Genomic DNA, 12538 nt, shown 5'->3' on the forward strand with positions numbered 1-12538 from the left:
GCCTGGTGGAAGGCGGCCCTGGTTTTCAAAAGCGAAGGTGCAATACCTCTCAGGCCGCCGATATGTACCGGCGGTACCAAAATCGCTGGCCGAGCGAGGCGGCAGCGGAGAGGGTCAGGTTCTTGCTCATGTTTGAAAGTCTAGCGGACGGCGCCAGATCCCGCAAGAGGAAGTCGTTCCGGCGACAGCGACGAGCGCGCGAATAAGACCAGCATGGACGCGGGAAAGAACGAGGAGGCGCATATGTCACCTGCGACACATGGTAGCTGTCTTTGCGGCGCGGTGCATTACCGCGTCACCGGCCCGCTGCGGCCCGTCATTGCCTGCCATTGTTCGCAATGCCGCCGCGCCACCGGCAATTACATGGCGGCGACCGCGGCGATGCGCGACGATTTGAAGATCGAGGGCGGCGAGAACCTCGGCTGGTTCGCATCCTCCTGCACGGCCAGGCGCGGTTTCTGCCGCATCTGCGGATCGAACCTGTTCTGGGAAGGAAAAGACCTGCCCTATGTCAGCATCACCGCCGGCTCGCTCGACAGCCCGACGGGCCTCACCCTCGCGCGGCACATCTTCGTCGCCGACAAGGGCGACTATTACGAAATCGCCGACGGTGTCGGCCAGTCGCAAGCCTTCGAAGACTACGACCCGACGCCGCCTGGCCCGACGCCGCCTGAAAAGTGAGGCGAGGCACGGTGTCGGCCTCGCCTCGCGCGCCCTTCAATTGGCCAGCACGTTTCCGGATTTGACGGACTTCAGCTTCAGCGCCTGTTTTGGCGACAGCGGGATGCCGGGCGTCATGGTGTCGGGCGCCGACAGCAGGCCCGTGACGGCGCTGTTGCGGTTCTTGCCCGTGCCCGTGCGCTCGGGCGGATAGGCGGTGCAGCCGCCATCGTCACAAAGGATGATCCAATCGTCGTAGAGATATCCGTTCACATCGCCGCCCATATCGCCGACCGGCATGCAGCCGGATGTGCGGTTGCAGATATCCGAGAACTCCTTGTCGGTGACCGGCAGGTCCTTCGCGGCCAGGGCCGCGCCGGCGCCGGCGCCAAGGCCGAGGATGGCGAAGGTGATCATGGTCAGATGAGAGGTTGGCGAACGCATGATAGGCCTCCTTGCGACCGGTCATGGGCATCGGACCCCGTGGCCCCGCCATACCGGGCTGTGGCGCATGTTGCATCGTGCCGGCGGTCGGGAAGTGACGGGCGTCACGACCCCGGCGCACCCGCGGCTCACGGCTCGGTGAAGTCACGGATGGCGCGCATTTGTGGCGTTTTCAGGGGGCGACAGATGTGGCGATTTGGGTTAGATGAGCTTGCATGCTCGACCCCGCGCTCGACACATTGTTCCTGCCCCTTGCGACCGGCGCGCTGACCTGGCCGCGGAGCGGCGAGATACTTTTCCTGCGCGCGCGCATGGGACAGGCCCTGCTGGATCGGGATGTGCCGCGCGACCGCTTTCTTTGCCGGCAAAGCTTCCTGCCCTTCGCCAAGGATCTCGCCCTGGCGCATTTCCCGCGCGATCATGGGCCGGAGGCACCGGATGGCCCTTTCCCGCTCGTTCTCGCCTTGCCGCCACGCCAGCGCGACGAGGCGCGCTTCGTGCTTGCCCAGGCCGTCGCCCGGGCCGCATCCGGCAGCACGGTCGTGGCCGCCGCCACCAACAATGAGGGCGCACGGTCGATGGAAAGCGACCTGGCCGAGCTGGCCGGCAATGTCGCCTCGCTTTCCAAGCATAAAGCCCGCGTCTTCTGGGCCCGCATCTATCCGGCCACCGTCAACCGACCGCTGCTCCAGGAATGGCTGGCGCTGGGCGCCCCGCGGCGGCTTGCCGAGGATGCGCGCTTCCTCAGCCGGCCGGGTCTCTTCGCCTGGGACCGGATCGACGCCGGCTCGGCGCTCCTGGCGCGGCATCTCCCCGGGGACCTCGCCGGACATGGCGCCGATCTGGGATGCGGCTTCGGCTATCTGAGCGCGGAGGTGCTGGCGCACTGTCCCAAGGTGACGGCGCTCGACCTCTACGAAGCGGAACGCGTCGCCCTCGATCTCGCCTGCGAAAACGTGACGCCGCTCGGCCACGGCGTGCGGCTCGACTTCCTGTGGCACGACGTCACCACGGGCCTGCGTGCGTCTTACGATTTCATCGTCAGCAACCCGCCCTTTCATACCGGCCGGGCCGACCGGGTCGATCTCGGGCAGGGCTTCATCGTCGCCGGCGCCAAGGCACTGAAACCGGGCGGGCGCATGTTCATCGTGGCCAACCGGCACCTGCCCTATGAAGCAACCATCTCCGCCTATGTGGCACGGCACCGCGTGCTGGCGGTCGAAGGCGGCTATAAGATCATCGAGGCCGTGAACATCCAGGCGGTAACGTGACGATGAAACTGATCAGGCATCTGGCCAATCTCGGCTATGGCAGCCGCAAGGAAATGATGGCGCTGATCCGCAACGGACGCATCACGGATGCCGCCGGCAACGAGCTGGACGAAGACAGCGATATCGCCCATGCCGACATCCGTTTCGACGGGCGGCGACTGGATCCCGATGCCGCGGCGGTCATCATGCTCAACAAGCCGCTGGGAGTGACCTGCTCGACCAAGGACCCCGGCCGCATCGTCTACGACATCCTGCCGATGCGCTGGCGCTTCCGCAAACCACCGATCTCGCCCATCGGAAGGCTGGACCGCGACACGTCGGGCCTGCTGCTCTTCACCGCCGACGGCGCCTTCCTGCATCGGGTGATCTCGCCAAGGTCGAACGTGCCGAAGGTCTATGAGGTGACGCTCGCACGGCCGCTCAAGGGCGACGAAGCCGCGCTCTTCGCCAGCGGCACAATGATGCTGGAATCGGAAACCAAGCCGCTGCTGCCGGCCGAACTGACCGTCACCGGCGAGAAATCCGCGCGCCTCGTCCTGCATGAGGGCCGCTATCACCAGGTGCGCCGCATGTTCGCCGCCGCCGGCAATCATGTCGAGGCGCTGCACCGTTCCACCGTGGGCGGCCTGACATTGGGCGACCTGCCGGAGGGCGAGTGGCGCGAGTTGACGCGGGCCGAGATCGACCGCGTCATCCTGGCCTGAAGCGTCCGGGCCTGAAGCATCCGGGCCTGACGCCGGGCACCTTCAGGCGAAATAGAAATAGTCGATCACATAATGGGCAAAGCCGATCGGCCAGAGCGAGCCGGTGCGGCGGTAGCAGATCATGGCAAGAACGCCGTAGATCGCCGCCGCCAGCATGCCGGCCGGCGCCCGCCACCAGTGATAGAGGCCGAAGAGGATGGCGCTGACGATGATAATGCGCCAGAAGCCCCAGCCGAACGCACGCATTACATGATCGGCGAGCTTGCGGAAGACCAGTTCCTCATGAAGCGCCACCAGCGCCAGCCCCAGGGTGATGTCGAAGGCATAAAGCAGGCCCTTCGGGCTGGGATAGGAGCCGAGCGGACTTTGCGGGAAGTAGCTGGCCAGCATGGCGTCGAGCGGCGTGGCGTGAAACAGCAGGACGATGCCCAGCACCCAGGCGCCGGCTTCAAGCGTGCCTACCTTGAGATCGTCCTTCCGCCGCAGGCACCAGCGCCCGGCCGGTAGGGCCAGCAGCACGCCGATCGCCATCAGGCGGCCGGCATAATCGGCCAGCAGCCAGGGCAGGGCCTGGTCGGCGCCCAGCCGGTAGACCTGTGTCGGCAGCATCGCCAGCGCCGCCAGGATGAAGCACGATAACAGTGCCTGGCGCGGCATCGCCGCGGCAGGATTTTTGCGGCCGGCAAGGGCCGCCTCGATATCCGTCATGGCGACGCCCCCCAAAGGCATGCCAGATGTTGCCGTCCCTGAAAGGAAGAATGCCAGGACTCGCGGCTGCCAGACTGTGACGCCCGTCACATTCCGCCCCCCGCCCGCCACGCCTTGCCAAGATTGCATCGCCTTGCCATATTGCACGCACCGATTGTTCCCGATTTATCCCCAGGCTCTTACTCCTTGGTCCCAGGCTGAAAACATGGTCGCCCGCGTTAGAACCGTTGCTTTCGAGGGCGTCGATGTGCGTCCCGTGGATGCGCAGGTGCAGGTCTCGGGCGGCATGCCGGCCTTCACGCTCGTTGGGTTGCCGGACAAGGCGGTGGGGGAGAGCCGGGAGCGGGTGCGGGCGGCGTTGACGGCCATCGGCCTGGCCCTGCCGCCCAAGCGCATCACGGTCAATCTGGCGCCGGCTGATCTGCTGAAGGAAGGCTCGCATTTCGATCTGCCTATCGCCCTGGGGCTGCTCGCCGCCATGGGCGTCATCGAGGCCTCGGCGCTCGACAGTTTCGTCGTGCTGGGGGAATTGGGGCTCGACGGGTCGGTGGCGGCCGTGGCGGGCGTGCTGCCCTCGGCGCTGCATGCCGCCGCCAACGATCTGGGCCTCATCTGTCCCTCCGCCCAGGGCGGCGAGGCGGCGTGGGCGGGCGAGATCAATGTGGTGGCGCCGAACAATCTGCTGGCGCTCATTCATCACCTTAAGGGCCAGCAGGTGCTGCGGGCGCCCGAACCGAAGATGGCGGACGATCACGGTTCGGTGCTGGACATGAAGGACATCAAGGGACAGGAAAGCGCCAAGCGCGCGCTGGAGATCGCGGCGGCAGGCGGCCATAACCTGCTGATGATAGGTCCCCCGGGATCGGGGAAGTCGATGCTGGCGCAGCGCCTGCCGGGGCTGCTGCCGGGCCTGTCGCCCGCCGAGGCGCTGGAAGTCACCATGATCCATTCCCTGGCCGGAAATCTCGCCGAGGGGAGGTTGCTGCGGCGGCGCCCTTTTCGGGATCCGCATCATTCGGCCTCGCTGCCATCGCTGGTGGGCGGCGGCATCCGCGCGCGGCCGGGCGAGATTTCCCTGGCGCATCTGGGCGTCCTGTTCCTGGATGAGCTGCCGGAATTCCAGCGCTCCACCCTGGAGGCCTTGCGCCAGCCGATGGAAACGGGCCGCGTTTCCATCGCCCGCGCCAATGCCCATGTCACCTATCCTGCCCGTGTGCAGGTCGTGGCGGCGATGAATCCCTGAGGTTGCGTTGCCAAAGAACCATCATTTAGCGAAGGCGAATAGTGTAGGTAGTTCAAGTCGATATCGACTTGGTCTTTGCCGACCGTGATCCGCTCGGTGATAGCTTCGATAATCTGCCGACGCTCCTCTCTCGATAGGTTGGGCCATCGGGTATAGAGGTCTTTGGCTTCGTTAATAATCTCTTCGCTTGAGAGGTGGTTAATCTTCATGAGGTCGATTTCGGCCTGAAGGGCCGGGAGCTCATCATCGATCTGCTTCACCCGCTCTTCGAGAGACCGATATTTCCCGCTAAACGCATCCTTTGAAATGCCCTCGTCCATATAGAGGCGATACAGACGATCCATTTCCCGGGTACTACTCTTTCGGTCGCTATCGAGGGCTTGGAGCAACGCTTCCTTTTCGCTAAGCTGCTTATCCGCCTGCTGCATGTAGGCGGCAATGTCCGAGGGCGAGAATAGGAAGCTCTTGAGCTGCTCGTGGAAGATCCCTTCAAGATCAACAATCGGTATCTTGGTCCGGCAGCGGGCGCAAATGTACTTTGGGCTATTGGATGGCACATACATCCGCTCTCCGCATGAGCAATATGTGAAGCCGGCGAAGAGATGAACGGCGCGCTTTGAGGGCTTTGCCCGCCCGTTCGACTGGCTTTCGAGAATGGCGTTCGCCTGATTCCATATGTCTTCGGAGACGATAGCCTCGACTTCGCTGAAGACCCATTCGCTCTCTGGTTTGAGCTTCCAGGCCTTCTTGCTGTCAGAGGTCCGGGTGTAGTTTGCCCGCCGCAAACCTTTGGCGGTCGGATCTTTGAGAAGGCGAACTACCGTCGTATCTGAGAATGGCGATCCGTTCCGCGTCCGGAAGCCGCGCTCGTTAAGAATTTTGGCGACGGTCTTCTTGCGCCGATGCTCCAGGAAGAGGTCGTAGAGAAGCTTACGTACCGGTGCTTCCGTTGGCTCCGGTATCAGCCGCTTATCAATCCACTGGTAGCCATAGGGAGCTTGTCCGCCCGTAGGCTTGCCAAGCTTAGCGCGTATCGGCACAGACACGGCAACGCGCTCCGATATCTCTTCGCGCTCCCATTGCGCCATTGCCGCGATCATTGTGTAGAAGAGGCGGCCAGCCGGCGATGTTGTATCAATCGCTTCTTGGAGCGATATGAGGTCGGCGCTGTGTTCACGGAAAATGTCGGAGAAGTCGAGAAGCTCTTTAGTATTTCGGGCAAGGCGGGCAAGTTTCGAGAAAATGAGCCCAGAAATGTGATCCCGTCCAATATCGTCGAGCATCCGCTTCGCTTCTGGGTGCTCCATGACCGACTTTCCGGAGACCCCGGAGAGATCATACAGCTCGCAGACTTTCCAGCCCTTCGCTTCAGCATATAGGCGTGCGCGTCGCTCGTGGTGTGCCGGGCTTTCCCCGCGGGCCTGATCCTCGGTCGAAACGCGAATCCAGATGCCTACGGCCTTGGCTAGCATGCTCTCAGTTGGGCGCGATGCCACTACTCAATCTCCCGCTCTGAATCAATTCATCGCGATAACTGCTGCCAGCTATTCAAGCTGGCCGCTACTTAGGGTCTACCGCTAGAGCCTCACAAATTGATATTGGCACATAAACGCGTCATTCTTTTCGATATCAATACGAAACGTCAGTTCGGTCGCAGCCAATCTCTACAGAAAGTTCGCATATGAACCTCCTTACAAATTTGATGCGGTACCGAGCAATTCGGCGGCCCATCCTTGTTTCCATATCGTCTGCTAAGCCCAATATTTTTGTTCTGAAATGGTCCAGAGAGTATTCTTTGTCACTCAGATGTCTTTGCGCACCAAATGGATCTTCGGTGTCGTAAAGCGCAGACTGCATAATACCAGAAACGTAGAAGGTCCGCGCTATTCCAATAGCACCTAACGCATCCAATCTGTCGGCATCTCTCAATATTCTGGCCTCTAACGTCTCGGGCCTTTCATTACCAGAATAGCTGTGTGCAATGATGGCGTGATGAACATTAGCAAGCTTTGATTCCGGAAAACTCATTCTCTTCAGCACTTGAATCGCTGCATCGGCCGAGAGTCTTGCTGCTGACTTACGATTGGGATGATCTTTGGGTAAGTTAACGAGATCATGAAAGAAGGCACCAGCGAGCAAGACAAGACTATCCGCAGGGCCATCGCATCTTTCAATAGCTTTGGCATTCTCCCATACTCGACATAAGTGAGAATAGTCATGAGCTCCATCAGTCTGCGTTCGCGCGCGCGATTCGCACTTAAGCTTTTTCTCCCAGCGACAGAGCGGGGTGAGTTCCTTTCCCGGCAACCTCGCGCATGAACTTGCGGACTCGGCAATTCTCATAGATGTGCCTCAAGCATATCATAACCACAGGCACTCATTATTCTAGGAGTTCACAAACCTAAGCCAATCCTTCGCGATCACATCCAGCGAGAAGGGAGACATCTCGTGCACAACCCCCGGCAAGTGCTCCCCTGGCTTCTTTACTAGGAGCATTGCGGCAAGGAACAACTCTGAAAAAACAAGATCCATAATTTCAATCGGTCTGCTGGGAACTAAGAAGTTTACTGCCACGCCGTCGTTCACGACCAAGACAGCTCGGGAATTAGGCAATATGTATTTCTTCAGATTTGGGCTGACTTCCGAGGCTTCTAGTGCTTGTTCGCGGATAGTGCGAATATCGAATTCCGTATCTCTAGACCCAACGCTGACGAGGATTACATTGTCTTTACATTCCTCAATGTCAGCAAATGAAAGTGCTGTGTCTGCGGTTGCACTAAAGATGATATCCGCACTCTTAAGGAGATCCCGCTTCGCGTAAATCCGGAAACCATCTATGTAAGCACTAAGGTTTCGATTGTCGTGCCTATCGTAGACATAGACGTTCAGATCATTTGCGCGGAGACTTCGAGCGACATTCTTTCCGATCATTCCATATCCGATAACCAGCGCATTTCGACCGGCGATTGTTACGCCATGCCGACGAAGAATCGTATCGACAGCCGCAACGGCATCGCGGCCAACGAAGCGTGCTTCAATTTCCTTGAGGCTACTTCGTGCTACTGAAAACACTGGCACGCCAATGTTTTGTATACATTTGATATATCGGTTGTGTCCGAAGGTTGTGTCTTCGACAACGCCTGAGATGTGTCTGAGGCTGTCGACGGGTAGCCTTGCCAAAGGGGCCGCGAAGTATCCGCCTACATCAATGATTACTATCTTCTTCCCGTCCACATCCGACTGTGACATCGCAGATTGTATCAATTGGTCGAGGTACGATGTGTCGTCCAACTCCTCGTAACTCTTGCGATGAATACAAACACCGCTTTCAATCAAACGATTTAAGACGGCACCATCAATTGAGTATGGTTTTGCCAAAAGAGCAAATACCTCACCACCTGCCGCAACTAGATGACGGACAAATTCCTCAGTAGTTGGCAGAATATGCTCAAGCAATAAGAACCTGGTTAGGTTCAAAGCAGAGGCATTTCGCTCCTGGCGTGCATATTTTCTGAGAACGCGCAGTTGTACATCATGCAAATGATACGGCACGGCCGCCCCCTTCGCAGATCACTTTGAAAGGCACATTTGACGCTACTACCAAAAGGCGTACTCTTCAAGGAACACGTATCTTTTGGATACCCTTTGTGGAATGGTTATCAAGAAGATACGGCAACAACTGGCTTTTGTGTTGTCAGTCAGCCCTGTTTCTCCGGTCACAAGATCCTCTGTGGATTCGCTGGCAAACTTCAAAAAAGGCCCCAGCGCTATGGCTGGGGCTTACATACTAAAGAACTGGCGGCTGTGCCGAGAACACTCACTCAACCTTGCGGCGCTCGGGTGATCCACCGATAGGTTGAAGCCGATCGAGATAGTCCGCCGCATTCGCCGCTTTGCTTGCTGCTGTGAACAAAGCTCGCTTGTCATCCTTGAGCACCGCGAGCCAAGACGAGATATAGGCGGCGTGATCTGGCCGCGGCGTACTTGAGACTCGGAGATCGGCGCACAAAAACGCTGCGCCAAGCTCCGCGACGAGCTCCTCCATTGCATACGCTTGCTCACGAAACCGAGTACTGAGGTCTCTGTCAAGCCGGGCCTTGTGGCCGGTCCAATGCGTCAACTCATGGAAGAGCGTTGCATAGTAGGACTCCGTTGCCTTGGTCGAAGTCGTTCCCGTGAAGCGTTCCCGGTCTGGCATTTGAACGAAGTCACCCGCCGGCTGGTAGTACGCCCGTTCACCCCAATGTCGGATATCGGCCCCGACATTCTCGACAAAGAACTGTGCAGCCTCAACTGTCTTGATGAGATTTTTCTCTGGCAGATCGGGCGATCGCCAACCGTCTACCTGATCTGAGTTGAAGACGAACGACGACTTTGCGACGAGCTGTCTTTCTGTCGATGACTCGTTCTCAGTCTCGCCATGCACTTCTCGTTCGAGTTCCTTATAGAACACGATGGTCGTGCCATGCTCGCCCTTGCGCACCTGAGCATCAAGCATTCGCCATTGCTTGTAGGTTCCCCAGTACCGAGAACCAAAGCCCGACGACTTTGCCGCGACCCAAAGAGCAAGAACATTGATTCCCCGATAGGCCATATCGGTGTATGCATTGACCGGTCTGCCGAGGGTCGCCCCGCTCCGATACCACGGCATATTGAACATAGGCGCACCATGTTCAATTTCTAACGCGATCTTATCAGTGATGCGCCGATACACATCACCGCCACGCGGCTCCGCAAACGACTCTGACATATGACTCTCCTCTTCACTGCGGGAACATCGGACTATTCCGGTGCTCCCGAGTACCGAGGAGGCGTTTGCTAGAGTTGACGTTCAGGAACCGCATCCAGATGAAAGTACGTGAACGCGAGTGCTACTGCATCAAAGAGCCACATGCGAGCGTCCTCGCTCATCCAGGGTTGACGAAGCGGTGGCCGGCGATGCTCGAATGAGGGAATGGTCTTCGCAATGATAAGCGCTATGTCGTCCTTCGTTGTTCCGCCAAACCGAGCGAACGTCTGTCGAATCTGAGAACGACCGTAGCGATGCACTGCGATTCCATGCGCTTCAGCCCAGACAATTAGGCCGTTGTACAGTCTCCGAATGCGCGCGACGCGGCGTGAGTCGATAGCTATGGCATCTTCAATTATGATTGCCTGTGGTTTGTATCTCTCAATCAGGCCGATCATCGCCTTGAGAGTGTCTGCATTTCTTTTCTTTCTATCAAAGCGCTTCACGCCCCAATCGAAAGGGGATAACGGTCCTTCGAACATAGCAAAAGCAAAGCCAGCGGTCGTTGCATAGAGGGAAAGAATGAAGCAATGGCAGAGACTCTGCTTCATGGTTCGTTGTGGTTATCAGTTTTCTTCATTCCCCTGCGAAGCATATCTCTGAGAAGGGCACACTTGCGCACCGCCTCAGGGCTCTTCTCAGATTCCAGCTTCTGAAGCAGTTGATAGGCGCGCGTCAGAACCTCCTCCTCGACGCTTGAAAAAACAGATGGAAAGAGTTTCTGCGGCAACTCACCAAAAATCGCCTGGAACGCGAAAATGGCATAGAGTCTTGGGGTGCTTTTGAGCTTCTCGTAGTTCGAGACCGGTGTGGCGCTTTTCCAGCCTAGAAGGAAAGCGACTTCATCCTGGGTTAGACCCCATTGCCGCCGGAAAGTTCGCAGATAGTTGATAACATTCTTGTGCATATGATTTTGCGCTCGCAGACGGGGCGTACGCGGCGAACGGCTTAATGATCGCGGAACAACCGGAGTGAACAAAGAAGCAGGAATTTGCCGCCATAGTGAAAATGGTACCGAGCAATAGGCGGAAGCGGGAGGGCAAAACCCTCGATGAGGGGAGAATATGTTGACAACTAGTGGAGAAGCACCGATGCGCCACGCTTTGCACCATTTGTCTAGTTTGGGGACAAGGGGACATGGGGACGTTGTGCAGATACTACAGTATCGTGCCGTCGGTGAATGCAGCGGGGGCTTAGCCGTTATACGGCTCGTCGCCTTGGGTTATTCAGAAGTCCCCACGTCCCCATGTCCCCCGACCCCCTCCGTTGGAGACCCTGACCTGGCGTCCCCGATGCCGTATCGCTCCCATAGCAACTGGAGCTTTGCCATCTCGGACCTCGGCACGACATAGATTCCATGCATCTTCCAAGTCATGATTCGAAGCTTCCGCCGAAGCAAGTTCCCGACCCAGCGCGCCGTGATCGGGCGCTCGTAACGGGCGGCGAACCGCTCGGCCATCTTGGAGCTTAGGTCTCCGACTGAAACCGAGTAGCGACCGTCGGCCATCAATTCCTGCAACACTTCGAGCACATCTGCTTCAGGAGTGAAGCCACGGTCGGCAATCAACGCCTCTTGGTAGCCTAGGGCCACTTGCCGCAACTCGGCCCGGAGGCTTCGATCATCGACGACACTAAGGAGCGGCACAAGAATCTGATTCAAGCGTGGCTCCAGCCGGGGATCGATCATGGTTGGATCTATCTTCGCCTGAGCGAGATTTCGGAATCGGTAGAGCAAGAGCTTGTTGCGGAGGGATTGTGCTTCAACTCTGTAGGCATCCGGAAGATTGATCGGAACATCACTTCGCAGTCGGCGTTGCCCCATCTCCTCGGTAATGAAACGGCTTTCAAGCGCCCGGTCGTCGAACGAGCCACGCGCCGCGACAATTTTTGGACCAAACACCTGAAAGGCGCGCGGATTGAATTCCCGCTGATTGTTCATAACTGTCCTGAGCACGGGAAGCCCCCGGACGTTGCCATTGTTGAGAATCTTGATGATATCAGTCTTGGCATCGCTAAACCGAAAGTCGGCTTCATCAATGATGAGGGTGCCATGAAAAGCATCGAGGGTATGAAAGAGCGGTGAGACGGTTGAGGCACCGCTTGCAAATGTCGCCTTGTAGCAGAGCGACCCGATTGTCAGAAGCGCCCGGGTCTTCCCAGTGCCGTAGTCGCCACGAAGGCGCAAGTACGGGAGCTCGTTGAAAGCGTCATAGATCCAAGTGAGCAATACGTAGTAAGAAGCCACCTTTTCGAATAGTGGGCTCACATCGAGATAACGATGCAGATATGTCGTGATATCGCGGAGCAACACTTCCTGCGATCCGTACTCTTCGGTAGACGATGCCAACAGAACGATTTCGTTCCGTATTAGATTGTTCTCTGGGGAGAATGGGTAAACCATCCCCAGCGCACCGTCTGTCAGCATGTCTTGAAAGGTGAGCGTATCGTTGTGCCAGACGGAGAAAGATGTCATTTTGGCTTTCGAGTCATAGATGAGTTCCGCAATAGATCCATCGCCAAGCACTTCGGAGGCGCTTACTCTCTTTCGTGCAGATTTGTTCGTCTCATGCATTTGAGAAGCTTAGATGGCGCACGAGGGCGTTCTAAGAAGGTGAAAACCGTTATACCGAGAACTTTCAACGCCGTTCGATAGCCGGCACCAAATGAGATTGTTGAGTTGCGCGATTCGCTGGACTAAGTGAAATGCGCTAGATTCAAC

Annotated in this window: 12 protein-coding genes and 1 pseudogene; 4 read left to right on the top strand and 9 right to left on the bottom strand. The window is 58.0% G+C overall.

From position 1 onward, the window contains the following. Positions 1 to 243: 243 nt before the first annotated feature. Positions 244 to 681 carry a GFA family protein gene (locus ACE3TY_RS07215; protein WP_374652261.1) on the top strand — a complete coding sequence of 146 codons (438 nt, stop codon included), beginning with the start codon at positions 244 to 246 and terminating at the stop codon, positions 679 to 681. Between the two features lie 36 nt (positions 682 to 717). On the opposite strand, the gene ACE3TY_RS07220 is transcribed toward ACE3TY_RS07215, so the two are convergent. Next, positions 718 to 1104 carry a hypothetical protein gene (locus tag ACE3TY_RS07220; protein ID WP_374652263.1) on the bottom strand — a complete coding sequence of 129 codons (387 nt, stop codon included), beginning with the start codon at positions 1102 to 1104 and terminating at the stop codon, positions 718 to 720. Positions 1105 to 1319: 215 nt separating this feature from the next. Between ACE3TY_RS07220 and ACE3TY_RS07225 the strand changes: the two genes are divergently transcribed. Further along, entirely contained in the window at positions 1320 to 2375 is a 1056-nt protein-coding gene (locus ACE3TY_RS07225) for a class I SAM-dependent methyltransferase (RefSeq protein WP_374652265.1), read from the top strand. A gap of 2 nt (positions 2376 to 2377) precedes the next feature. Then, positions 2378 to 3079: a pseudouridine synthase gene (locus ACE3TY_RS07230; RefSeq protein WP_374652267.1), complete on the top strand. Its 702-nt coding sequence runs from the start codon at positions 2378 to 2380 to the stop codon at positions 3077 to 3079. Positions 3080 to 3121: 42 nt separating this feature from the next. On the opposite strand, the gene ACE3TY_RS07235 is transcribed toward ACE3TY_RS07230, so the two are convergent. Beyond that, on the bottom strand, positions 3122 to 3787 hold the full coding sequence (locus tag ACE3TY_RS07235; RefSeq protein ID WP_374652269.1) for a CPBP family intramembrane glutamic endopeptidase: 666 nt from the start codon (positions 3785 to 3787) through the stop codon (positions 3122 to 3124). 205 nt (positions 3788 to 3992) lie between these two features. Here ACE3TY_RS07235 and ACE3TY_RS07240 point away from each other — a divergent pair. Further along, positions 3993 to 5027, top strand: a pseudogene (locus ACE3TY_RS07240) (YifB family Mg chelatase-like AAA ATPase); the annotation flags it as partial. On the opposite strand, the gene ACE3TY_RS07245 reads toward ACE3TY_RS07240, so the two are convergent. The 7 genes from ACE3TY_RS07245 to ACE3TY_RS07275 all read right to left on the bottom strand — a co-directional run bounded on the left by ACE3TY_RS07245 (position 4988) and on the right by ACE3TY_RS07275 (position 12391). Then, positions 4988 to 6502: a recombinase family protein gene (locus ACE3TY_RS07245; RefSeq protein WP_374652271.1), complete on the bottom strand. Its 1515-nt coding sequence runs from the start codon at positions 6500 to 6502 to the stop codon at positions 4988 to 4990. The pseudogene ACE3TY_RS07240 and the gene ACE3TY_RS07245 sit on opposite strands and share 40 nt — an antisense overlap. 157 nt (positions 6503 to 6659) lie before the next feature. Next, positions 6660 to 7373: an HD domain-containing protein gene (locus tag ACE3TY_RS07250; protein WP_374652273.1), complete on the bottom strand. Its 714-nt coding sequence runs from the start codon at positions 7371 to 7373 to the stop codon at positions 6660 to 6662. Positions 7374 to 7415: 42 nt separating this feature from the next. Next, positions 7416 to 8582 carry an adenosylhomocysteinase gene (locus ACE3TY_RS07255; RefSeq protein ID WP_374652275.1) on the bottom strand — a complete coding sequence of 389 codons (1167 nt, stop codon included), beginning with the start codon at positions 8580 to 8582 and terminating at the stop codon, positions 7416 to 7418. Between the two features lie 265 nt (positions 8583 to 8847). Then, positions 8848 to 9780 carry an ArdC family protein gene (locus ACE3TY_RS07260; protein ID WP_374652276.1) on the bottom strand — a complete coding sequence of 311 codons (933 nt, stop codon included), beginning with the start codon at positions 9778 to 9780 and terminating at the stop codon, positions 8848 to 8850. Between the two features lie 68 nt (positions 9781 to 9848). Further along, positions 9849 to 10370, bottom strand: coding sequence for a hypothetical protein (locus ACE3TY_RS07265; RefSeq protein WP_374652278.1), 522 nt, complete (start codon positions 10368 to 10370; stop codon positions 9849 to 9851). After that, positions 10367 to 10726: a helix-turn-helix transcriptional regulator gene (locus ACE3TY_RS07270; RefSeq protein ID WP_374652280.1), complete on the bottom strand. Its 360-nt coding sequence runs from the start codon at positions 10724 to 10726 to the stop codon at positions 10367 to 10369. The genes ACE3TY_RS07265 and ACE3TY_RS07270 overlap by 4 nt, the downstream gene beginning before the upstream one ends. 315 nt (positions 10727 to 11041) lie before the next feature. After that, positions 11042 to 12391 (bottom strand): hypothetical protein, encoded by a 1350-nt coding sequence (locus ACE3TY_RS07275; protein WP_374652282.1) that lies wholly within the window; start codon positions 12389 to 12391, stop codon positions 11042 to 11044. Positions 12392 to 12538 lie beyond the last annotated feature (147 nt).

This window comes from Dongia sp. (genome assembly GCF_041918875.1).
Classification (GTDB): Bacteria; Pseudomonadota; Alphaproteobacteria; order Dongiales; family Dongiaceae; genus Dongia.